The 23,123-nt window shown below is 42.1% G+C and carries 18 protein-coding genes; 5 read left to right on the forward strand and 13 right to left on the reverse strand.

Annotation, left to right across the window (positions count from 1 at the left end):
• Nucleotides 1-162: 162 nt before the first annotated feature.
• A complete protein-coding gene (locus AC3CHU_RS12800) occupies nucleotides 163-855 on the forward strand; it encodes a hypothetical protein (RefSeq protein ID WP_488524677.1) in 693 nt (230 codons plus the stop codon).
• Between the two features lie 139 nt (nucleotides 856-994).
• Nucleotides 995-1,585 carry a recombinase family protein gene (locus AC3CHU_RS12805; protein WP_488525495.1) on the forward strand — a complete coding sequence of 197 codons (591 nt, stop codon included), beginning with the start codon at nucleotides 995-997 and terminating at the stop codon, nucleotides 1,583-1,585.
• A gap of 70 nt (nucleotides 1,586-1,655) precedes the next feature.
• Here AC3CHU_RS12805 and AC3CHU_RS12810 read toward each other — a convergent pair whose 3' ends face one another.
• From AC3CHU_RS12810 to AC3CHU_RS12850, 9 genes are all read right to left on the reverse strand, one after another.
• The gene (locus AC3CHU_RS12810; protein ID WP_488524678.1) at nucleotides 1,656-2,735 is read right to left on the reverse strand and encodes a 5-methylcytosine restriction system specificity protein McrC; all 1,080 of its coding nucleotides are present in this window, start codon (nucleotides 2,733-2,735) and stop codon (nucleotides 1,656-1,658) included.
• The gene (locus AC3CHU_RS12815) at nucleotides 2,735-4,990 is read right to left on the reverse strand and encodes an McrB family protein (RefSeq protein WP_488524679.1); all 2,256 of its coding nucleotides are present in this window, start codon (nucleotides 4,988-4,990) and stop codon (nucleotides 2,735-2,737) included. The genes AC3CHU_RS12810 and AC3CHU_RS12815 overlap by 1 nt, the downstream gene beginning before the upstream one ends.
• 270 nt (nucleotides 4,991-5,260) lie before the next feature.
• Entirely contained in the window at nucleotides 5,261-6,037 is a 777-nt protein-coding gene (locus tag AC3CHU_RS12820) for a M48 family metallopeptidase (RefSeq protein ID WP_488524680.1), read from the reverse strand.
• Nucleotides 6,037-9,321, reverse strand: coding sequence for a type I restriction endonuclease subunit R (locus tag AC3CHU_RS12825; protein ID WP_488524681.1), 3,285 nt, complete (start codon nucleotides 9,319-9,321; stop codon nucleotides 6,037-6,039). Before AC3CHU_RS12825 ends, AC3CHU_RS12820 begins: the two co-directional genes overlap by 1 nt.
• Nucleotides 9,321-9,965, reverse strand: a complete 645-nt coding sequence (locus AC3CHU_RS12830; RefSeq protein WP_488524682.1) for an HNH endonuclease family protein — start codon at nucleotides 9,963-9,965, stop codon at nucleotides 9,321-9,323. Before AC3CHU_RS12830 ends, AC3CHU_RS12825 begins: the two co-directional genes overlap by 1 nt.
• Nucleotides 9,949-11,295: an AAA family ATPase gene (locus AC3CHU_RS12835; RefSeq protein ID WP_488524683.1), complete on the reverse strand. Its 1,347-nt coding sequence runs from the start codon at nucleotides 11,293-11,295 to the stop codon at nucleotides 9,949-9,951. Before AC3CHU_RS12835 ends, AC3CHU_RS12830 begins: the two co-directional genes overlap by 17 nt.
• 79 nt (nucleotides 11,296-11,374) lie before the next feature.
• Nucleotides 11,375-12,523: a restriction endonuclease subunit S gene (locus AC3CHU_RS12840; protein WP_488524684.1), complete on the reverse strand. Its 1,149-nt coding sequence runs from the start codon at nucleotides 12,521-12,523 to the stop codon at nucleotides 11,375-11,377.
• Complete coding sequence (locus AC3CHU_RS12845; protein WP_488524685.1) at nucleotides 12,513-14,030, reverse strand: type I restriction-modification system subunit M; 1,518 nt, start codon at nucleotides 14,028-14,030, stop codon at nucleotides 12,513-12,515. The genes AC3CHU_RS12840 and AC3CHU_RS12845 overlap by 11 nt, the downstream gene beginning before the upstream one ends.
• A gap of 6 nt (nucleotides 14,031-14,036) precedes the next feature.
• Nucleotides 14,037-14,636, reverse strand: a complete 600-nt coding sequence (locus AC3CHU_RS12850) for a restriction endonuclease subunit S (protein ID WP_488524686.1) — start codon at nucleotides 14,634-14,636, stop codon at nucleotides 14,037-14,039.
• A 153-nt stretch (nucleotides 14,637-14,789) separates the two neighbouring features.
• Between AC3CHU_RS12850 and AC3CHU_RS12855 the strand changes: the two genes are divergently transcribed.
• Together AC3CHU_RS12855 and AC3CHU_RS12860 are read left to right on the forward strand one after the other, a co-directional pair.
• Nucleotides 14,790-15,548, forward strand: coding sequence for a PD-(D/E)XK nuclease superfamily protein (locus tag AC3CHU_RS12855; RefSeq protein ID WP_488524687.1), 759 nt, complete (start codon nucleotides 14,790-14,792; stop codon nucleotides 15,546-15,548).
• A 13-nt stretch (nucleotides 15,549-15,561) separates the two neighbouring features.
• The gene (locus tag AC3CHU_RS12860; RefSeq protein WP_054542201.1) at nucleotides 15,562-15,900 is read left to right on the forward strand and encodes a hypothetical protein; all 339 of its coding nucleotides are present in this window, start codon (nucleotides 15,562-15,564) and stop codon (nucleotides 15,898-15,900) included.
• 1,317 nt (nucleotides 15,901-17,217) lie between these two features.
• Here AC3CHU_RS12860 and AC3CHU_RS12865 read toward each other — a convergent pair.
• From AC3CHU_RS12865 to AC3CHU_RS12880, 4 genes are all read right to left on the reverse strand, one after another.
• The gene (locus tag AC3CHU_RS12865; protein WP_488524688.1) at nucleotides 17,218-19,098 is read right to left on the reverse strand and encodes an ATP-dependent zinc protease family protein; all 1,881 of its coding nucleotides are present in this window, start codon (nucleotides 19,096-19,098) and stop codon (nucleotides 17,218-17,220) included.
• A gap of 305 nt (nucleotides 19,099-19,403) precedes the next feature.
• Nucleotides 19,404-20,231, reverse strand: coding sequence for a M15 family metallopeptidase (locus tag AC3CHU_RS12870; RefSeq protein WP_488524689.1), 828 nt, complete (start codon nucleotides 20,229-20,231; stop codon nucleotides 19,404-19,406).
• Nucleotides 20,232-20,313: 82 nt separating this feature from the next.
• Nucleotides 20,314-21,042, reverse strand: a complete 729-nt coding sequence (locus AC3CHU_RS12875) for a DUF429 domain-containing protein (RefSeq protein ID WP_488524690.1) — start codon at nucleotides 21,040-21,042, stop codon at nucleotides 20,314-20,316.
• Nucleotides 21,043-21,088: 46 nt separating this feature from the next.
• Nucleotides 21,089-21,883: a YeeE/YedE thiosulfate transporter family protein gene (locus tag AC3CHU_RS12880; protein WP_488524691.1), complete on the reverse strand. Its 795-nt coding sequence runs from the start codon at nucleotides 21,881-21,883 to the stop codon at nucleotides 21,089-21,091.
• A gap of 255 nt (nucleotides 21,884-22,138) precedes the next feature.
• On the opposite strand from AC3CHU_RS12880, the gene AC3CHU_RS12885 reads away from it, so the two are divergent.
• Nucleotides 22,139-23,077: a hypothetical protein gene (locus tag AC3CHU_RS12885; RefSeq protein ID WP_488524692.1), complete on the forward strand. Its 939-nt coding sequence runs from the start codon at nucleotides 22,139-22,141 to the stop codon at nucleotides 23,075-23,077.
• Nucleotides 23,078-23,123: the final 46 nt, after the last annotated feature.

The raw sequence follows: 23,123 nt of genomic DNA on the forward strand, positions 1-23,123 counted from the left end.
ACCAGAGTGTGGGACACTTAGACAAAAGCTCCTCCTCCCCTCCCTCCAATTATCGCACTTATTATAACTTAAATAATTGATTTAAAAGAATATATTGTCAAAATCCCGAATGCGTACTATAACATTCATAGTCTGAGGTTTAGTAATTATACGGGGTTAAAAATGGACACTGTCCGCGACGCTGCTAAAGAAATCGCAAAGATCTATAATGAGTCAAAAACTTATCCTGAGCAGGCTTTTTATCTTAAGTTCGATTTTCTTGAGCTAGAAATCAGAGCACCTAATACCTTCCCTCCTCTTATTGCAAACGCTGTCTATAAACTGAGAAAAAAGAAGCGGTCTGCGCAAAGTTTCACTGAATGGCAAAATATCCTGAGATCTTGTCCCGCGATTGGGCTGATTTATTTGCACCCCGATTATCGACGTAAAGGTTTTTTTAAATATCTCGTATCGGAATTATTACAGTTAGAAAATGTTCAATTTGTCTGCGTCAACAATGTTAATAGCGATGTGTTAACTCATTACTTGCAGAGAAGCCCAAATTGGAGATATGCGTTTCCAATGGTAGATAACTATCAACTGAAAAAGCTCATTCCTTATTGTCAACAAAAGCCCGCCGCACAACAATCAGTCCTAGATGTATTTAATGACTATATCGATACTCATGGAACGTACACAGATAGTGCGGCTCATGAAAAGCAAATGTTTATTCAAATGCTCAAAGGTGAAACAACAAATAGCAACAATACACATTCAACTAACCAATACAAAAATAATGACAGTGGTATATCAAATCACAAACTCTGCTTTCTGAGAGTAATGAATAGTTACTACACTGATGCCGACCCTTTCTAATTAAAATGGTATCAAAAAACATCCATTTATTGACACCCTGAAAAGATAGTCAAATACTAGTATCATAAAATACCAATTGAACATTTATGATACCATTGATATATTTGATACCAGTTATGACACCAATGCGAGGTTTATTATGAGCTCTGGTCGTGTATTTGCGTACTGTCGTGTATCAACAAGTGAACAGACCACTGACAACCAAATTTTAGCTATTCGTAATGCTGGATATGAAATCCAGCCAAATCGAGTGGTCACCGAAACTATCTCGGGTTCCGCGCCAGCAATGGAACGACAGGCATTCAGAACTTTGGTTGAGCATAAGTTGGAACCTGGTGATAGCCTGATTGTTTTAAAACTAGATCGACTGGGTAGAGACAATATTGATGTTCAGCATACGATTAGTATGTTGCTTGAAAAGGGGATCACTCCAATATCATTAGATTTGCCAATCCAAGACCTTAGCTCTGCTGAAGGGCGGTTGATGCTGCAAATGTTTTCTGCCTTTGCCGAGTTCGAACGAAATCGGATTCGTGAACGAACGATGGAAGGGCAAGCCCGTGCTAGAGCAGAAGGTAAGCGAGTTGGCAGACCTGAGGCAACAGCAACTACAATTAAAATTCAAGAATATAAAGCAAAAGGGCTTAGTCAATCGAAAGTAGCAGCAGCGACTAGTCTCTCATTACCTACCGTGAAGCGACACTGGAACAAAGAAGAGCAGCTCTCTTAGTTCCAGATAGCATTGCTAGAATATGAGCTTCACGACTTTACTCGTGCCTAGTCGTTACACCTGTAAAAAATTAGAGTATCAGGCTTTCTAAGCGCTTTGTTATTTCACTCGGTTTAGCCATTAAATCAACAGTACAAAATCGTAGTTGATGCCCTTGAATTGTCACTACTTCATCATAATGCTCTCCCACTGATGGGTGTAAAAGCATTCCAGATGATGCCAGCGAAAGTAGATCCTGCTCTTTCTTCTGGCTCATGATGTACGCATAAAGTTGGTAAATGTACCCACTCTTAAACGTCGTATTATCAAAGCGTCCTTTTGTTATTATATTCGTGAATTTTGTATCTATGACAATTCGTTGCTTGAGTTGATGATGATCAAGTTGAATGTCCAGCTCCATTGTTGGTAATAGAGATGGTATGAGAGTTGATTCTTGTTCAACTTGCCATCTGAGTTGCTTGTTTGATGAAACCTTCCACCCCTGTCTTGGCAGTGCTAGCTTGTAAAATCCAGAAACTGCCTTCTCGAACAGTTTTCTGACCCACTGTTCTTGTTTCTCTGGTTTGGGTAGCAATTTAGACCCCATCGATTCACTGATTAGCATCATGCTGTGGATCAATTCAGCTAGCTGGATAATTTTTCGATCTTCATTTTCATGGCGACCAAATCTTTCGTTGAAGGGGCTATATCCAACAACCAGTGTGTCGCTAATACCTAGTTGTTTTAATTGCTGGCTAATTACCCTTGAACGAACTAAAAGGTTTTTATTTTGCGTGATTTTTTGGATTTTTTGCAAAGCGTTTAAGGTATAGCGGTTTCGGGCAGTATCGACTGACACTTCTTCAAAATGGCAGACTACTTTTCCCCTATAGAGTGACATTTTTCTTTCTGATTGAAGAACATCTATTCTCCCTCTCACACGATTCAACTCGTTTTTTCGGTTGATGAAAGACTTGGATAGCTCTCTTCTCATCCTAGATTCAAGGAGATCACAAAGCACTTTACCAACCAGTTCAAGCGCATCATGTTGCGATGCTTCTGAATCAGCTAGGTGCTCAGCTAGATAGCGACAGTCAGACGCATACAGCATTAGCAGCCAGAGATTTTTAACTGGAATGATTCCAACTTTTTCCCGTTCCCAGTTACTCATTACAACCCTTCTAAAAGAGCTAATCGCGCGTTTTCAGCCGTTTCTATGGAATCAAACCAATATTCTTCGAGTAACGGGTAAATCTCAGTGTTAACAACATCAGAGAACCAAGATAAAGGGTCAGTGATCTCACTGCTAAACGATGGGGTGACATAACTATGGCCGACTTTAAATTGTTTCCCCAATCTTTGATCGGTTTCAATGAGATTATTTAGGTGATCGATCTTTTGTTTAACAGTAAGCAAAAAGGGAATAGGGATCTGGTTAGCCGTTGAAACCCAATTCATCCATGTATCATCTAGGGTCGTTTCTAAAGTAAAAAATGCGAATCGACGTCTTAATGCCAAATCAACGAGGGCTAAAGAACGGTCGGCAATATTCATTGTTCCAATCACGTATAGGTTTTCTGGAATATAAACACGTTCGTTATTATTCTTCTTGTAGCTTAGAGCTAAGCCTTCACTTGGTGTTCTCTTATCTGCCTCTAAGAGTGTCAGCATCTCACCAAAAATTTGTGCTGGATTACCCCTGTTAATTTCTTCAATGACAACAACGTACTTTTGATTTGGATTCTCACGAGCTAGTTCGACAGTTTCGAGGAATGGCCCATCACACAGTGTGAGTTTACCATCTCCTGATGGACGCCAACCTCTCACAAAATCTTCATATGATAGGTTTGGATGAAACTGAACGGCACAAAGGTTCGATTCTTTTTTCTCGTTGATTAAGGCATAAGCTAAACGCTTAGCTAACCAAGTTTTCCCTGTACCTGGTGGGCCTTGAAGAATTAGGTTCTTCTTATCCCTTAGTCTTTGAAGTAAGTGCGTCACTGTTTCTTCCGTTAGAAAGCAACCGTCATTGATGATGTTAGTGACATTGTAAGGTTCTAAATACTCGACTGATTCATTGACATAACTAAGATCATCAACAATATCTTCGTATCCATACCATTCGTATTGGCCTCGTTTTAAGAAGCCAATAATTGACTCATCTCGTAAAATTTGCATTTGACGGTCTATAGTCATGTCAGGTGTATTATTGTCGGGAAATAGACTGCTTAGCTCTTCCAAATACCCTGTATGAAATTGCTCTCTAGTGAATACCGCTGACTCATTTGAGCGACAAAGCCGCTCAATACGCTCAAGTATTAGAGGCTTCCAGCCATCTCGTTTATCTGGAGAGTTATCTTCTTTACTGATCTTCTTAGATGGTTGTTGCCAAGCCTTTAATGACAGTTCAGGGTAAGAGTGGACAGGAAATTTTTCTTCTGAGAAGCGAATTTCCAAATTGTTCATTAATGTTAGGTAATCTTTAGCACTACAACGAGCTTTAGCTCCCGTTTTACTTAAGTTAATCCCTAATGAACTCAGGTAGTCCCGAGATTGCGTGTCCAACGTAGGATATGCCCATGGCCTGATCCAAAACAGCCCCATGGTTAAGTTCCAACCTACACCCAGTTGGCTGGATACCTGATTATATAGAGTTGCAAAAGCATTCTGAGTGTCTTCATTTTCAGAGTCTGCATACGTTAATGCAGATTCGTATATAGACCATAGGTTATCGATATCCTTCTCACCTCTGTTCTTCTCATAAGCAAAGAACCATGACTTCTGGTTATTGAGGATAGGGATCGCTTCAAAGGATTCTGGAATAGGTTCATCTACGGACAAAAACTGGGCTAGGGCGCTAGCAAGAGCTTTACGGTTTTGCTCTGTTACTCCACGGTTGAAAATACCCATTACTGTAAATGGGCAAATATCATCGAGGTCTTTACCGATAATGTAAGAGAGCTGGTATTCGTTAGCTAGCTCAATGATAAAAGCAGTGAGCGCTTTACGATCACTTTTGTGCGAGAGCAGTTTATCTGCAAACGATTCGTAAAAGTTAGCCCACTTGAATCGAACATCATTTTTAGGTGAGTCCCCAAATCGTTCTTTCCAGTATGGAGCATTGGCAAATTTGCCGTAATCCTGTTGAGCACCCTTAAACGTAAAATCGAGAAGCGCTTTATTCATCCAGCTCGTATTGTCGATGCGCCAGACAGTCGTTCGATTGGTGTAGAAGTACCACTGCTTTGGCTCATCAAACTTTTCTAACCAGTCAACCTGAACGGTTTGCCCATCGTTTAAATTATTAGTGATTGTGCCAATGGCTTTGACAGCCATGACAGAAACCATATGCCCACGGTTATCAAATGGAAGTTCGTATTTGCGCGTAAAAGCAGACTTAATGACGATTTTCTCGCCTTTTTGCATAGACCTAACTTGATCTAGGTATTTGTCACTATATCCATTCTTCCAAATACCTTGCTCAATAAAGTTATCTAGCTGATCATCATCGCCGTAAGTTGCACCTACGAACCAAGCGGTATCAATTTGACCTTGTATTAGCTTTTCGTTGTTTTTATTGTCTATCACGAGATCCTATCCTTGTTTCGTTTTTAGTGCAGAGTAAAGGGTACATTGCTTTATACTATGACCCTGTACAATGTAATTTAGTTATATTTCAAATTCTTGTAAGCTATCTTACTCATTCAAATACAACTCAGCCATACCATCCAGTTTACTTTTTACTTCCTTCCAGTGTGGCATGACGCTAGTTAACAAGCGCCAGAAACGCTCACTATGGTTGTGCTCTGCGATATGGCAAAGCTCATGTAGGATCACATAGTCAATACACTCTTTTGGTGCTTTGATTAAGTGAGGGTTGAGCATCAAGTTACCTTTTGCTGAACAGCTACCCCACTGCTTCGCCATGGGAAGAACACGAAAGCTGGGTATTCCCTCAACCCAAGTCGCTTGTGGAAGAAGTTCAGCAAGACGATCATGAAAAATACGCTCTGCACGAACTTGGTACCAGTTCTTTACCAAAGCTCGAACCATAGCAGTCTTGTCTTCATTAAAACGAGTTAAGGTTACCAAGAGCTTACCTCGATTCATTTTTACCGAAGGTAAAGCCTCAATGTCTTCCACAACTTTAAGTACATATCTGCGCCCTAAGTAAAACTGCATTTCACCGCTGACATAATGCTTGGGTTGAACATACTCCAAGTGAGTACGAAACTCCTTTAGTGCGTCATAGATCCACTTAGCACGCTTCATTACCGCATCATGAATATCTCCACGTTCGGTATCTTCTGGTGCGGTAATTGCCACTTCACAGTTAGGATGAACTTTGATGGTTATCTTTCGCTTTTGGCCTTCTGTGACGGGCTTACGAACGACTTCGTAGGTAACAGCCTCATCACCATAGATGAAGCTGTATTCCTCTTTATTGCCTTCATTAGAACTTACTGAAGTCATTAATGATGACCTGCCACACCCAGACGAGTGATTTGGATAATATCGGTAATAATCACCTTCGCAGTGTCCATGCCGACGGCTTTAAACAGCACAGGTAGCAGTTTACGGCGAATGTGGTTTTCAATCTCTTGTGGGTTAATTGAAAATTCAGCCACAGATGCCGTCACCACCTCATCGATTTGCATTGCATAATCGAAGCGTTCATCTTCACTTAGCGCATTGCTATCGGCTAGGTTTTTCAGGAATAACCCGTAGTAAGCTTGAACGTGACGTTTGATTTTTGGATCAAGTTCGGAGAAACGGTCAATAGGCATACCTTCGACATTTCGCTCTTTTACTTGTTCTTCAAAATCAGCAAACAACAGGTATTGCTTTACTGGGGCATCAAACATTTCTTTCGCTTGTTCGATGGCTTGTTTTAGCAACTTAGAAAAATACTCCTGAGCATATGGGTCATCTGCGAGATCCTGATCAATCATCTTAGTGACACGACCAGTGATAGCATCTTTTTTGTTACGAGCTTCATCGTCGGTCATTTCTTCAGGTTTAACATCTTTACCCATGTTACCGACTAAGTAGACGCCTTGAGACTCTTGGATCTCTACACCGCCAATGTGCTTATCCAGCATGGTTCGGATATTTTCAGCATATTCATCGTAGTCAACGGTCTCTTCCGCATCTTCACGGACTTGGCGACGTAACTCAGACATCGATTTCAACGTCTTTTTGTACAGCTCACGCTTATCATCAAAACTCTTATCTTCAAAATATGTCGCTGATTGCAAAGCTACTTTCAGGCAGTTAGCAAACGTTGTGAGTGATGCATAAAAGTCCTCACGTTTTTTCAAATTGGTGTCGGTAAGCTGGCCATCAATCGTGTCAATCTTGGGTGCTAGTACTTGACGAAGCGCTTGACCATCTTGCTTGTTCTGTACACCTTCAAACGTTGCCCACAGGTCACTATAGAAACCTGGTAGCTTCTTATATTCAGTGTCCATGCGGCTATAGAGACCTTTCAGGTCATCAATATCAAATCCGCCTTTGATACGCTCTTCCAGCTCTTGATAGCTGGCAATCGACGCATCTAACTCTTTTAAGATGCCGCGATAATCAATCAAGTAACCAAATTGTTTTTTCTGATGGAGACGGTTTACACGAGCAATCGCCTGAATCAAGTTGTGTTGCTTCATCGGCTTATCGATGTAAAGCACGGTATTCTTGGGTTCATCAAAACCTGTCAGAAGCTTATCCACGACAATCATGATGTCAGGGCCATCATCTTTACCAAACTCATCGATGATGTGCTGGGTATAGGATTTTTCATCTTGACCAAAATCAGAATTAAGGACGTTTTCCTTCCACCAATTTTGCACTATGTCTTTGCTTTCACCATCGACAGTATCGTGGCCTTCACGAGTATCAGGCGCAGACATTGCGACAACGGAAGTCACTTTACCTATTTGGTCTAAAAGCTTCTTATATTGAATAGCAGAGGCTTTTGAGTCACAGGCAAGTTGACCTTTCAAACCTTGGTGTTTGAAGTTTTGGAAGTGATCGGAAATATCATGGGCGATGAGTTCCAATCGACCTTCGGTTTGATAGATTTGACCTTTCTGAGCAAACTTCTTCTTCAAGTCAGTTCGTTGTTTTTCAGACAGCTTATCGGTAATACGGTCAAACCACGCATCAATGGCTTTGTCATTAGTGCTGAGATCAGGAATACGTTCTTCATACAATAAAGGTGTTACCGTTTTATCTTCTACAGCTTGTTGCATCGTATACGAGTGGATGATCTTACCGAACTTGTTCTCGGTTTTATCGTCTTGCAACAATGGTGTCCCCGTAAAGCCAATATAAGCGGCTTTCGGCAGGGCTTGTTGCATTCGAATGTTGTTCTCACCGTTTTGGCTACGGTGTCCTTCATCAACCAATACGATAATATCTGGGCTATTGTTATAGCACTCTGGGAGTTCGATAGCCGTACCAAACTTATTGATGATGGAGAAGATAATACGTTCGTTCCCTTTACCGATTTGATCTGCTAAACGGCGACCTGTCGTCGCCATTGCCGATTTCTTATCTTTATCCGATAACGCGCCACCTGAAGCAAAGGTACGGGCAAGTTGGTCTTCAAGATCTACACGGTCAGTCACTACAACGACACGGCACTTGGCTAACTCTTTAAGCCAAATAAGGGCTTTGGATAAGAAGACCATAGTGAACGACTTACCTGAGCCTGTTGTATGCCAGATCACGCCACCATTACGTGCGCCCTGCTCATCAAAAGAGGTAACACGTTCAATTAACGCTTTAATGCCGAAGACTTGCTGATAACGAGCGACAATTTTGCCAGCCTTTTTATCAAACAGTGTAAAAAGCTGAGTCATTTCCAATAGGCGGTCATGACGTAAGAGTGAGACTAATAAACGGTCTTGGTCGGTAACCACAAGATCGCCACCAGCAATCAGTGACAGGTACTCGTCACGCACTTTGGCAGAACGGTGATTGAAGATAAGGTTGAGTTTGTCTTGTGCTAATGGCGTGTTCTTTAAACGTGCAAAGGTTGCCTCAGTGATCTCTTCTTCTTTCCATTTCGCCCAGAATTTTTCAGGCGTTCCGCAGGTAGCGTATAGACCTTCGTGACCATTCACAGAGACCAATAGTTGGCTATAAGCGAACAGATGAGGGATCTCATCTACCTTTTGGTTACGGATGTTCTGCGAGATACCTTCCGATACAGTTGGTTTCCCTTCAGAAGAGGAATCAGGGCGTTTCGCTTCTATCACTACCCAAGGAAGGCCATTTACAAAACACACTACATCAGGGATACGCTTACCTGTCCCATAAGCATTTTCTACTTCTAGCTCTTCGGTGAAGTGGTACTTATTGTTTTTTGGTGCTTCCCAATCAATGATGTCGATGGTCGGGTTCGCTTTCTTACCGTCGATAAACTCGGTGACACTGATGCCATAAGTGAGGGCGTTGTACAGCTTCTCATTCGCGGCCTTTAAGCCTTCATTCATGGCTGGGTTCGCCAGCTCATGAATAACTTTATCGATGGCAGCTTCTGATAGCTTGTGCTGCTTGCCCATGAAGTTGTAGGTTTTGTGTTTAAGCACATCACGTAACACATCAGGAAGAATAACCACTGATTGGCTTCCACGTTTAACCGAACATTCATTAGGTGGGATAAAGGTGTAGCCTAAATTAGTTAGCAGAGTCAGTGCAGGGATTTTAGCACTCTGCTCTTCTCGGAAGTTAGGTACGTTATTGGAATTGTTCATTATGCGATCCATTGCCTTAATACATTAGCCACCACAGGCGCAAAAGGTTTCAGTTTGCCATTATCAGGGGTAAGGAGGTCATTGATAACGTCTGCAAGCAGTTCTGGGTCTTCTGCCAACTCTTCTTCATCCTCTGGAGCAATGGCATGCTCAGTCAATAAAGCGAGAGATAACTGCTTTCTCTTTTCGATTAGGCTTTTATTATTTTTTTCGGTATCACCAAGATTTAGAACCCTGATAGTTTCAATAGCACCAGGGCTTTTACCTGAAACACGACCACTGAGTTTAAAGACTAAGTCAGTCTCACATTCATCCATAAACGGGGTGAGTGGAAGAGCTTGAGATTTATGTGAATCACCGCATTGGTTCAATGTGTTACAGCTAGCAATGATATTGCTGAAATCCAAAGTTCGATTTTGATTGATGTCTTGTGCTTCTACATGTTCATTATGACAATCGCCATCACCAGATAAAGCCTGACAACAATGACCACATAAGAAGTGTTGTTCAGCGAGTGCTTCCGTGCGGATTGCTTGGCGAACACCTCCATCTTTAAGCTGTGGATATCGCTTATTCGGATTGGCTCGTTTCCAATCCGTCAATTGTTGCGGCTCATACCCTGCAAGTTTAGTTATCTTTCGCAATTCTTAGCTCCTTCTTACGAAGCAATAGTTTTGCTTTAGATAGTTCTAAGTTACCCGCTGGCAAGTCGGCTTGTAAGTCCGCTAGTAGTTGTTTTGCCGTCTTGATATTTGAATCATGGATAGCATCAAGCAAATCCCCGATTTTCGTATTCACTTCAGCATTTCGAATATCGGTATCCATAATATCGAGAAGAACAGAGTTAGCATCTTGACCATATAATTCAGGTAATGGAGTTGCCTTTTCTGAGTGATTTAACAAGTTGACATGAATGCCTTTGCTATCACTGATAACCAAAGGTGAATGCGTAGTAACAATAAATTGAATATTTGGAAATGCGTCTCTCAAACTACCAAGAATCGATCTTTGCCACTGTGGGTGAAGGTGCATATCAACTTCATCTATCAGCACGATACCGTGAGTATCAACTACGGCTTTAGTATCAAGTTTAGGGTTTAAGTTCACAGCTCTGTAAGCAATATCAGCAACCATTCCAATCATATTGCGCACGCCATCACTTAGGTGAGAAACGGGAATATCCCCTTGCTCTCTATGTGTTGCTACAATTTCTTCAGCATTTGCACTGTATCGAATATTGCTCCAACCGCTGTTAGCTAGGCAAATATTAATAGCCTGTCTCACTCCATCTAATAAGCGTCCTCGAACAGTGGAACCTTTTACAATTGCACCTTCTAACCCAGATTCTTCAATGATGCGCATCTTACGTTCATGATCAGCTATCGTTTCTTTTTTCAGCCAAGAACTAAACTTGTCATACTTCGATGCAGGATCTAAACAGTCTGTATAGACATCTAATCGGCTAGGGCCAAGCTTCGAAAAATTCAGGTTCATCTTATTTGAAGGCCAAAGTCGAGATGTACCGTAATAGCTAAATAATGGCAAAGTGACTGGTTCATTACTTCTGACAAGAGATTGTAAGTTGTGAGCACACTTTTTAGGTTCAGAAGGGTTACTTGTCCCACCTTTTAACGTATTCCTAACTCTTGACCATGACTCAGGAAAATCATGCCATTCGCTAGGGTAAGTATCGATAGTGACCGAGGTCGGCAATTGATATTCCATGTTGAATCCATCATCTTCGGTTTCACCTAAAAGATGCTTAGCCTTATGAATATCAGCGTCTGAGATATTCTTGTTACTGGCGGTTCCAAACCCGCCAATGAATTGAGCGTACGCCAACATAACCGCATCAAGCAGAGACGATTTACCAAACCCATTTAAGCCAACCAATACATTAATGCCAGGCTGAAAATCGCACTCAAAACGTTTGAAGCCACGGAAGTTTTCTAAAGTTAATGTTTTTAATTTCATGTCATTATGAACCCGTTAAATTTATCCCTTGCCCGAAACCGAAGTAGTTAACCCCCTCTCATGGAGAGGGGATACTCTATTAAGCGGCTTCAACCTCATCGATTTTTACTCGGCGCTTGCCTGTCAGCAACTGCTGCATCAATGCCTTTATCTCTTGCTTGAAGTGAGCAAGCTTGGCTTCAAGCACTTTGATTTCTTTCTCTGTAGTAGAAAGAACAGAAATAATTTTATTCTGTTCATCTAGAGTCGGTAAAATGAAAGGGAAGCGACACAAAGCATCAAACCCGACAGATTCTCTTACAGAGCCTTGAGTACTATTTTTTACCCTTTGTTTAGCTTCATTTGATTGCATCCAAAAGCTCAGATACTCCTTTTGAAGCTTGGTATTATCAGCACTAAAGACAACATACATAGGACTAAGAACGCCTTCACTAAATTGCTTTAAACATGCAAATGATCCAACGTTTAAACGAGAAGGGTTATAGCCAAATTGCCCCTGTTTTACTACCTTATAATTGCTGATATTGTCACTTGCTACTCGTTTCGAAAATTGCTCTTCAGGCAAAACGAAGCCGCTGTGATTGGTAACACTAAGTACACGAGTTACCCTGTTATCCTTGTTACGAGACTTCTCTTCAATCAACAAAGGTTTGAGATGGGTAATTTCCCACGCCCCCTCAAACGCTTTGCCTGTTGCAGGATTAACCAAACGCTTTTTACCCGTCAAAATCTGCTGCATCAGGGCTTTTTTCTGCTGCTTGCTAGTTTCGATCAGCTTTTCAGTGGTAGTAATCGCTTTGTCCCATGTTGAAAGAACCTTTGCGATTTTGCGTTGTTCTGAAACTGGAGGAAATGAAACTTTGATTCGATGCACATTATTACGGTTTAACGTTGGCACTGAAGAAGCCTCATCAAGTCTTTCTAACTTCAAGGATCTTAGAAAATAGGCCACGAACTCTAAATGATTGTCTTTGAAATCTTTGATCCACAGGGTTGTATCATGGGGCCAAAAATCTTCTTGTACCAAGAACACTTTACCTACACTGCCTTTTCGACCCGTTACGATCCCTGGCCCTTTGACCTTAATTTCATTATGAAAGTATGCTAATCCTGAAGATGAGTAAACGGGAACAGCCCCTTCTACTCTATTCTTACTCGTCAGGTCATAACCACGTTGAAGAACAAAAAAATCGTCAACTCTTCCAAAGTCCCAACCGTTAGGCACCATAACCCAACTCCTCTAGGTAACTTGCCATTTCAATTTCGAGGTCAGAAAGTTCATCTTGTAGTGCCAATCGCTCGGTACGAACTGCAACCAAATCGATCTCTTCTTCTTCCTCAAAGGTATCAACGTAACGAGGGATGTTGAGGTTGTAGTCGTTCTCGGCAATTTCTTCTCGCGAAGCTAGGTAAGAGTATTTGTCCGTGGTTTCACGCGCCTTATAAGTATCAACAATTTTTTGAATGTTCTCAGACGTGAGCTGGTTCTGGTTCTTACCAGACTTGAACTCGCGAGAAGCATCAATAAACAGTACTTTGTTATCGTCTTTTTGCTTTTTGAACAGAAGAATTGCAGCAGGAATAGTGGTACCGAAAAACAGCTTTTCAGGTAGGCCAATTACGGTATCTAGCAGGTTTTCATCAATTAGTTGCTTACGAATTTTTCCTTCAGATGAAGCGCGGAACAATACGCCGTGAGGCACAACCACACCCATGCGGCCTGCTTTCGGTTTCAAAGTTTCTATCATGTGTGAGATAAATGCGTAGTCACCTTTGGTCTTAGGTGGGATACCACGGCGGAAGCGACCAAAGTGGTCATTACCTGCATCTTCATGCCCCCACTTATCGAGCGAAAACGGAGGGTTGGCTGTTACTACATCAAAATGCAATAGACCACCTTCTTTGTCTTGCAGCTTAGGATTACGAATGGTGTCGCCCCACTCGATGCGATGGTTATCTTCACCATGTAGGAACATGTTCATCTTCGCTAACGACCAAGTAGAGCCAATCGCTTCTTGACCAAACAGAGCGTACTGCTTAGAGCCTGCAAAGTTGTTCTGTACTTGCTTGCCACACTTCATCAATAGTGAGCCTGAACCACAAGCTGGGTCACAAATGCTATCGCCTTGTTGCGGCTCTAGGATGATAGATAAAAGGTCTGAAACCTCTGGTGGTGTATAGAACTCGCCCGCCGATTTACCGCTACCAGCAGCGAAGTGTTTGATGAGGTACTCGTAGGCGTTACCAATCACGTCCAGTGAACCAACGCGGCTTGGGCGAAGGTTTAGCGTATCTTTACCAAAGTCTTCCAACAGATGGCGAAGGATGTCATTCTTCTGCTTTTCATCTCCTAGCTTGTCGGTGTTAAAGCTGATGTCTTGGAAGACATTCTTGAGCTTAGTGCCGTTGGCTTCTTCAATCGCATGTAAAGCTTGGTCGATACGAGAACCATTACCAGGTTCATGACGAGCTTCATACAGATCCCAAAATGTTGAACCTACAGGGATTTTGAAAGATTGGCTTTCCATCATTTCTGAGATCAGTTCAGGGATGTCACCGTACTCTTTTTTCAGTTCATCGACTTTGTCTTGGTGAACATCAGAGATGTATTTTAGGAACAAGGTAGTAAGGATGAAGTCTTTATAGATAGACGGATCAACCGTACCTCGGAAGGTGTCACACGCTCCCCATACCGCTTTGTTGATGTCATCTTGATTGATTTTAGTGTGTGGCATGATTTCCTAGCCCTTAAATTGTTCAGAATTCTGGATTAAGTCAGTAGCTATAGCATTAAGCTGCTGCTGACGATTCTTTATAAGTTCATGAAGTAAGGCATTTTCTTTAATGCTTGCTGCATAGAGCTTCGCAATAGTGTTCTGTTTTTCTATCTCTGGTATCGCTAGCTCAACATCGGCCAATACTGGCTTTCTGATATTTGTTTGTGTGCTGCCTTCAGCACTCTTTCTAAAGTACTGCTGAACAGGCTTTTGATTGAGCTGCCACGCCAAAAACATTGGGTTTATCTTATCTAGTTGCGATGACTTGATGCGGATCTGAAACAGGCTAGGAGAGCTAATTACGTCCTCTATTTGTTCAGGAACGTAAGCTGCATAGGTTCTCATCCCCTTGGCAATGAACAGGACATCGCCTTGTTCAAGCCACATAGGCTGCTTCTTACCTGTTAATTCCGTTCTCACCAACTCGGTGCTTTGCAACTCACCTAGGTCACTGATGTCTTTTGCTTGCACTACTTGGACGGAAGCATTTGGGTCATGTTTGATTGACCCGCGAAATGGGTAGCCAGCATGAATATCCGCTACCTCTGATAGTCGTAGTCTCATTCCAACACCTCAAATTTTAACTTGCACCCATTGTGGTTACTTTAAGCAAATACGTCAAGAAAAAATGCAGGAATAAAAAACTGCAAATTTTAAGTTGACTTAATTTCAAACCGATCATAAGATTATTTGCAGTAAATGAATGGAGCAAAAATCATGAACGGACAAAAAGCGGTACAAAATGGTAAAGCATTTGAGTCAAAGATCTTTGCAGTACTTAAGCAGATCCCTGGCGTAAATGTGATTAAAGATATTCCTTATCCATCTATCTACAGTGCTTATTCAACCAAGCACAAAACCAAGATGGAGTTCAGAGCGGAGAACATATCTCTGACATTTGAAACCTTGGATTTCAAAGGTAACAAGATCACCAAAACTCGCTTGTTCAACACATTGAACATTGAGTGTAAGTATCAGGAAGACTCGGGGACGACAGATGAAAAGTACCCACTGGTCTATGAGAACGCACTGATCAGTGATGCTGAAGCCACTCTATTTGTTTACGAAGATCCGTTAAAGAACATTAAACGTGGTGCGTTGGAGTTTATGTACGACAAGGCACTGAACTCAGGTGAGCGATTAATAGTGATGGATTTTGATAGCTTCCTTGCGAATGTGAATAAGCAATATGCATTGGAGCTTGTTGCGGCAAGGTTTGAGCAAGGTTCTGAGCTATTTCAAGCTAATCACCCAGGGCTGAAAATGCTGGATTCATACTCTCGAAAGCGCTTCAACCAAGCGATGAGAAAGAATGAACAGTGTGGAGAGTTCTTTGACGAGTACCTAGATTGCCAACGTGATTTCCACAATTTTATCGCAAGGCATGGGGTGCAAAGCCGTGATTACCTGCCGTATTTAAACAATTTAAGAACCTTACGAGCAGGGATCACTGAATGTTTACCAAACTTAAATTAAGGAGATTTAATCTATGACTGTAACTGAGAAACTATTGGCAGCTCTACTAGAGCGTGGTGTCTTTGACAATGAAGAGCAAAAGGTGGGGGGCATTGCACAGTTAGCTATTGATACGAGCTTTGATAGTCTTAGTCATGCTCAGAAGTATGTTCTATCACCATGGCTGTCGCAACATTGTACAGGCTCTACTGACCCTGGCGGCTACCACAATGATTGTAGTGCTGAGTTAGATGGTGATGACTTACTAGAGGCTATTGAGCTAGCTGATGATGTCGAGTGCTTACAATGTGATAGTTGCCGAAACGAGGATTCAAATTACGCACATCAATACGAAAAACTAATGGCTGAGTAGCCTACGCTGTGCCGTTGGCATAAGCCGTCATTTTTCGATGGCTTGCCTTCGGCAAAAGAAGGCGATAATTGCTGTTATGAACTGTTTATGTTGATAGTAAAGAGCGTCATCAATAATTGATTTGATATTTAGCTTAAATGGACATTGAGCCTTGTTAGATTATCAATGGTGGCTAGATGGGATTTGCTAACAGAAAATCAAAAACCAGATCTGGTTTTCATTAAGTGCATCCACATAAATCAATATGAGTGCCAGTAGTAAACAGTTGCATTTTCATTTTCATTTTCATTTTAACCCTAAGTTTTAGCCCAGATATAGACAGGAAAACTGAGAAATAAGCTGACTCTGACATTTTTCCTAAACGAACCCGTTAATCTGACGTTTTTCCTAAACGAGCCCGTTAATCTGACGTTTTTCCCAAACGAGCCCGTTAATCTGACGTTTTTCCCAAACGAGCCCGTTAATCTGACGTTTTTCCCAAACGAGCCCGTTAATCTGACGTTTTTCCCAAACGAGCCCGTTAATCTGACGTTTTTCCAAATGAGCAATTGCTTTGATGCACTTCAACGAAAGCTAAATTCATCCAAAATTGGCAAAGACGTAACCACAAGGCTTGTGCTATTACGTTTCAAGGCAAGGGCGAGTGAAAAACGCAGATATAACTTTAAGCAGTGCCGCTTTTTGCTTTCAAGCAAAATGGCCTATCTATACAGAAATAGTCATCACGTTGACTAGCCTATTACAATCCCCCTCTGGCAGGATAATTGTTACTTTTGACTAAAAAACAGTCTAATTCTTAATTTTATACGTTAGTTTTAAGAATTCTTAAAGCCATTAAGAATGGATAAGAAACTTGAAAGTCACTCTTCAATCAAAGCTCGTATTTTTATTAATTTAAGAACTATTGGACGCCAGTTCAACTCCCCAAAAAAGAACTGAACCACTAACTGATTCCCAACAAAAAGAATCACCACTCACCTAAAATAGGTATTGAAATAGGTACTAACATGGTACAAGATATGGGTACTAAAAGCTGATTTACAAACCAAAACCACACACTTTAACCTGTTGATTTTGATGAGAAAAGCAGGGCGACGGGTTCACTTCCCGCCAGCTCCACCAAACGTTTGGAAAGGGCCAACTCGAAAGAGTTGGCCCTTTTTTTGCCTAAACATTAGGTACTTAAAATCACAAATCGACCCAAACCATTGATATTAAAAAAATATAGAATTAATAAAAAACCACACACTCCAACGTAGAAGTATGTGGTCATTTAAAATAGTTCTATTGCAAACCTAAACGAGATCGATTTAGAGGTTAATCCATATCACCCAACAAGTAATCTTCATCGCTGCTCACTACTGCGCCGTGCTTTAAGAAGTTCTTACCTAGGATCATGCTGTATTCAAAGCGAGAGCGATCTTGAAGGTTTACCCTTACCTCTTTCTCTAAGTCACCTAACTTAACCTTCATTTCGACGACAGGGCGAATGTTCACCTTCTCGCCTTTCTTGGCTTTAATGCGCATGACATCAATCACTGGCTTGGTGAACTCTTGCTTATCGCCTTGGTTGTTTTGATAGGTAAAACTCACCATGTCTTGGCCATCTTTCTTAAATCGCTTGATATTGACTGCATTCATTGAGCTGACATCCGCGCCAGTGTCTAGCTTGGCAGGGAATTTCATACCGTTCACTTCAACAACTTCTATATGCCCTACTTTAAACAAAGGCTCCGATTTCAAAAGATAGTCAGAACGAGTATTCACATATACCCCATCTTTCGCCATCTTCTTACCTAAGACGAAGTAAGCCTCTTTTTCATTAGTGTTCAACACGTCGATAGCAAACTCTTGTTGGCGAACTTTACCAGCGCCTAAAAACTCACCACTAACAACTGGGCGAACATCATCACCGACTCGAAGCTTTTTAATTACTTTCTTAATGACTTTCTGTTGTTCACCATTCGCATCAATAAGGAAAAATTCAACGGACGTATCTTTGCCCTTTCCTGTCATTTCAAAACTATCAACCTTTAGCAAAGGCGTGTTTACGGTGAATGAGGCAACTGCCTTCATAGGGAAACCATCTAAGGTGATACCTTCCTCCGGTGAGATAATCAACGGCTCACTCTTTTTCGCAACCTCGCTGAAACTCTCAGAACCTTTAGAGAGAATATTTTCAGCGTTGGTATCAATCATGAAAAATTCGCTAGCGGTGCTCGTTCCAAATCTCAACTGTGACTCACTGCTAGAACGGTCACGTAAGTAAACTAGAACATCTCGTGTTGTGTTTTCATCGAGTTGGACGGGCACATACACTAAAGGTCTCTTCTTACCGCCCACACTCAACATACGAACTAATGGCAGCGTCATTTCTTTTTGCTTGCCGTCGTTGTCGACCATATCAAACGTGACTTCGCTGTTTTTCTTGTCTACATCGATATTTTTTGAATGCAAAATGCTGTAACGATTCTTTAAAGAGAAGGTCGCATTCATCGCCATTCCCGAAATAGACACTACCTCTTTTCGACCTACTACTGTCGCGTTTTCCTGCTCTTGCAAGTAGTCATAGCCCGCAAACACTAAAGCGTTTTCAGCAAGAAAAGTTTTGCCAATCAGCACTGGTGCTGAAAAATGACTTCTGTCGGTAAGGTTAACGTCTGTTTTCAATTCTTGATCCGCAATGGTGAGTGACATTTTTACGGTAGGACGAAGTAAAGGCGTGCTGCTGGTGCGGCTACGTATCATGCTGACACGCTCTAAAGGCGCTTCGATTAATACCATATCTCCCGTGCGCGGGTTTTGAACTTTAAAAGACACCACAGCTTCATATTTCGCAAAGGTACTGCCATTCCAATCATCGTAATCAACATCGGAATTGTTCAACAGGTCTTCGGTTAATGCCGCCATCAGCTCTTTGTCTTTAAGATTCTTGTAATCGGCATTCGTGCTCTTCACATGAATGTCTTCAGCATGCATAGAAGTGGTTTCTGCACCGGTATCAATTTTACCAATGAAAGGAACGTCTTTAAGCCCTTGAACACTAGAGAGGTACACATTCTCAGTTCGGCCTAATACCGCCTTACCATCGAGTTCGTAAGTAGGATTTTGAGTGGTATTTGAAGAGTCTGTAGCCAAAGTATATTGTGAAAAAAGTAGAGTGCTTAAAAGAGTTAAAGCCAAAGGTATCTTTTTCATTAGTTGGTCCGTTGTGATCAGTTCACTAATAATACTGGCGATTCGACAAATAGTTCCCCCACCAGCCATGGTTCTCACATAACGTTAACGCTATGAGTTTTTCGATGACAAACCGATGACTTTGCGCTGTATTCGATTATTGATGATTGACGAATGGATACCCAATAACCTTTTCAATACTCGGTGTTCTATTGAAGAAATGAATACAAAAAAGGCCAACGACTAGCGCTGACCTTAGCGATTCAAAACACACCTGAAGCGAGTTTAACTTGCTAAAACACAAACGGTTCTAGATAAACATAGCACTAAAAAGTCCCGACTGTTTTCTTTGCACAGATAGCTCGAGCTTTTTCTGCGTTCTCACCTTTATTTTTTGAATCACTGTGGTTCTTATTAAAACATTGTCGATAAAATTCGACGTAGCGATCAAATAGCACTTTAGCTTCAGGTAGCGGTTTAGAAAGCAGTTGGTTAACGAATTTTTTTGAGCCAACCTCAAAATGCTGAGTATCGATTGGGCTGTTCCAATCCCCTCCCCAGATCATGAATCCGTGATAGGCAAACAGCTCAACCACATCTTCTGCCATGCCTCGGCGTTCAATTTCGTCACGAGCACGAAAGCGAGTACGGTTCACATAGCGGGTTGCCGATTGTGATGGCTTTACCGTGATTTGTCCGTGGCTATCGAACTCTAAGAAAGGATTTTGAACTGGGTTGATGTCTATCGCCACACCATAGGCATGCTTCGACCAACCCCCTCCGCCAGTAATAGGACGAGCGTTAAACGCACTGCTGTTGTTCGCGTCCATTGAGGCGTTATCGTCACCTCTGAATTCACGCATTAAGCGAGCAGAATGAAGAGGGAAATTGCGCTGTTTGAGCTCTGAAAAGATTTGTTCAACAGCAGGCGCAATAACATCAAGCACGATCATATTACCCTGTTGCATTTCCCCTTTGAAATTAATGAAATCGAAATCCACTTTGGATAGTCGCTCACAACCAACAGGCGCACCACTACTCAAGACGTTGTTCTTTTCCATCATGTCGCATTGCCATTGAGATATAGGGGCAACTTGGGCGTTACTCACAGCACTGAGCACAGTGGCCAGCCAGCCGACAATAAAACGTTTCATATCAAAGACTCAAAAATAGTAAGAGTGAAAAGTAGCAGAAGTTGGAAAGTAACATATTAAGCCAAGTTGAGCGCACGCTTTGTTAGCGCGTTTTGTTCCAATAAACAATCTCTCGAACTCGTCCGTTCTGGTCGACATCCGCCTCTCCACCAACATCTGAAGGCTCAGGTAAGGTCGATAATTGCGGAGCGTAATAGGCAACCAACATAAGTACGAACGCATCGTAAATATCGTCTATCGCGACGTCTTTACGCTTGGTATTTGAAATGGCCAACGACAAGCCGTCACACCATTGAGGGGCGAGTTGCTGAATAATAGAAAGCCGTTCCTCTTTGCCTTCTTGTGTTCGTTTGGAAAACGTCAGCGGTTCGTCTTTCAATGCTGCGAACACCACTTCAGGGTGAGACTCTCTGATCAATAAGTTTGGGTGATCATCGATAAGTTTATCCAACTCTCGGATTTTAGGAACAATCCCCCAAGTCTGTTTCGAGAACTTCTTGCTAAGCTGTTCCACATTCACATTACACGCTGCAATATAATCAGTTTGGTAAACCGCCTCACGACACGGTACCGGAAACACTGAAGAACCGCGCTTGCTGGTTAGAAAACGCCTTGCCGCTTTATCGCATAACCTATCCGGAGTCTGTGAATCACTAAAGCCGATAGGCATATCAATTAACGTCGTTGCTTCCGTAAGATCATCAACCAACTCATCGAGCGTGTTTACCACTTTATACGCTGGCACCGCGTTATCAGAGACAATCCAAGCGATCCAACCCGCCTTGCAGCCATCAATTCCGATGTATTTCATTATGTTCTCAAATTACGTGCTCATGTTATTTACGTACTGTCTCTAACTATCGGCTTTGAATCAACTTAACTCCGGTGTATATGCCCACAATAATACTCAACACAGAAAAAACACCCGCCAACGACAGCACAGGCATCGCCACTAACAGCTGAGTATCGTTCCCGCCACCAGCCATTACTGCTCCAAATCCCATAAGTACACCAGCAACCAAATGTTTGCCCAATCGACGTATAGAGCTCAACCTCAAAGAAAAAGACCCAGTAAATAACGCGGCGCTGACCATGCCAACCAATAGCATGGCCATTAATATAAAACGCTCGCTGCTTGGCCAATCTTCAACTTTTCCATGCCAGAGTGAAGTACCCATTGATTTCAATAACCCACTTGGCGTCCAATGCGGTTCATACAAGAAAACAAAGCCCGCCATTAACCCAATCCCTAACATTGAGAACCATAACTTGCGATTTATCGCATTCATGAAGTAGCAACTCACCACAATAATGAACGAAATGATCCCAAGGAATGCATATCGGGAAAAATCAGATAATACCAACCGAGATCCTTTTAACTCCGTCGGCAACACCGGAACAAACAACAACCATGCGATGAACCACCCTAATATGGTCGCCAACATAACCACTTCACCACGAGCTAAGCGGCTCACCGTAGAGACGCCACAACCACTATTAATTGCCGCTCCAATACCAAATAGAAAACCACCAAACAGGGAAAACAGACTCGGCCAAAACGCAGAAGATAACGATCGCCCTTCCACTGCCGATCCTAATGCCATAAACACCCAAGCCAATGAGCCACTAAACACAATCGCGACAATCAACATTGGTGATCCGTTTGTCGCCTCTTTAACTCCCCGAACCATACAAAGGCCGGTAGTTTGGGCGAGATATCCCACCAGAAAAATGCAGAGCAAAGCGAGAGTAAACAGCATATACAGCCTCCGAATTGCGTTGATTTTATTATTGTCGTTGGTTAAATATAGTCAGAAGCCCCAATAACAGCGTGCAAGGACAAGCCTGAACAGGGATAATTGTTTTGATAACCAAACAAACCCAAGCACCCAGCCGATAAAAGACTAATGACCACATACTCACACATAGACATCCCATTCAACCTGCGCCACACCTGTTGGTTTTGTGGTGAACCTTCCAATGATGTTGTTGAATTCCCTAAGACTGCACAAGCTATTGCCAAGATAGACTATTCACCGATTGCACTGCCAGCTTGTAAAGAGTGCGCGAGTGTTAGGTATGCAAAAGATCTGACTTCGATTTGGGCTGTGCGCGATCAGATAAAACACGCACTCATCGATAAGTACGCAAAGCACTTAGGGATTGGGGAAAATTGGACGGAACAAGAGCTTATTGATTCAGATTTCTCTGGCTCGACGCTTGGCGGGTTTGGGCGCAGTGCTTGGAATATGTATCAAATCGCCAAACAGCGAATCGACTATAAAGGTTGGCCTTTGTCGGTTGATGACATTGTAATCGAGGCCTACGACGAAACCAGTGGCTTTGAACTCGACGGTACTCGTTATGCTTCAATCAATTCGTGTATCGATTATTTCACCAAGGCTGCGGGCGTAGACAAAGAGTTGCTATCGCAACTTGTCGACATCGTTTCAACAGACCGTTTTAGCTACGCACTGCGAATCGCCAAGCTGAACAAGAATGTCTCTAATACCAAACGCTCAGAGATCATCGAAGAGGTGTTACAGCAAGAGTCTGAACAAGAAGAGATACAGCTTGAGCAAGCCAATTCACTGTTCAATCCAAATGTCGAAGAGGTCAGTATTTCAGGTTCAATAGCGCCTGTATTTGCCATTCAATGGGCAATGATGAATAACGTTAAAGATTTAGCTCACCTTTGTTCACTCGAAGATGATTATTTTGACTATTTCGAACATCTTGGTGGCCCTGCAGCTTTCATGTCCTATAACGGCCTACAACTCTATTTAGAGTCGCGTCAAAATCCTGAATGGTTAGAAAAGTCGGATCCAAATAAACAGTATTGGTGAACATACCTACCTACTGGTGAACACGTGTAAGCTCGATAATCGTGTC

Source organism: Vibrio sp. QJM3NY_39, from assembly GCF_057785895.1.

Coding starts and splice junctions, on each gene's coding strand:
- AC3CHU_RS12800 (WP_488524677.1), top strand. CDS start 163: ATGGACACTGTCCGCGACGCTGCTAAAGAAATCGCAAAGATCTATAAT.
- AC3CHU_RS12805 (WP_488525495.1), top strand. CDS start 995: ATGAGCTCTGGTCGTGTATTTGCGTACTGTCGTGTATCAACAAGTGAA.
- AC3CHU_RS12810 (WP_488524678.1), bottom strand. CDS start 2,735: ATGAGTAACTGGGAACGGGAAAAAGTTGGAATCATTCCAGTTAAAAAT.
- AC3CHU_RS12815 (WP_488524679.1), bottom strand. CDS start 4,990: ATGCAAAAAGGCGAGAAAATCGTCATTAAGTCTGCTTTTACGCGCAAA.
- AC3CHU_RS12820 (WP_488524680.1), bottom strand. CDS start 6,037: ATGACTTCAGTAAGTTCTAATGAAGGCAATAAAGAGGAATACAGCTTC.
- AC3CHU_RS12825 (WP_488524681.1), bottom strand. CDS start 9,321: ATGAACAATTCCAATAACGTACCTAACTTCCGAGAAGAGCAGAGTGCT.
- AC3CHU_RS12835 (WP_488524683.1), bottom strand. CDS start 11,295: ATGAAATTAAAAACATTAACTTTAGAAAACTTCCGTGGCTTCAAACGT.
- AC3CHU_RS12840 (WP_488524684.1), bottom strand. CDS start 12,523: ATGGTGCCTAACGGTTGGGACTTTGGAAGAGTTGACGATTTTTTTGTT.
- AC3CHU_RS12845 (WP_488524685.1), bottom strand. CDS start 14,030: ATGCCACACACTAAAATCAATCAAGATGACATCAACAAAGCGGTATGG.
- AC3CHU_RS12850 (WP_488524686.1), bottom strand. CDS start 14,636: ATGAGACTACGACTATCAGAGGTAGCGGATATTCATGCTGGCTACCCA.
- AC3CHU_RS12855 (WP_488524687.1), top strand. CDS start 14,790: ATGAACGGACAAAAAGCGGTACAAAATGGTAAAGCATTTGAGTCAAAG.
- AC3CHU_RS12860 (WP_054542201.1), top strand. CDS start 15,562: ATGACTGTAACTGAGAAACTATTGGCAGCTCTACTAGAGCGTGGTGTC.
- AC3CHU_RS12865 (WP_488524688.1), bottom strand. CDS start 19,098: ATGAAAAAGATACCTTTGGCTTTAACTCTTTTAAGCACTCTACTTTTT.
- AC3CHU_RS12870 (WP_488524689.1), bottom strand. CDS start 20,231: ATGAAACGTTTTATTGTCGGCTGGCTGGCCACTGTGCTCAGTGCTGTG.
- AC3CHU_RS12875 (WP_488524690.1), bottom strand. CDS start 21,042: ATGAAATACATCGGAATTGATGGCTGCAAGGCGGGTTGGATCGCTTGG.
- AC3CHU_RS12880 (WP_488524691.1), bottom strand. CDS start 21,883: ATGTTGATTGTCGCGATTGTGTTTAGTGGCTCATTGGCTTGGGTGTTT.
- AC3CHU_RS12885 (WP_488524692.1), top strand. CDS start 22,139: ATGACCACATACTCACACATAGACATCCCATTCAACCTGCGCCACACC.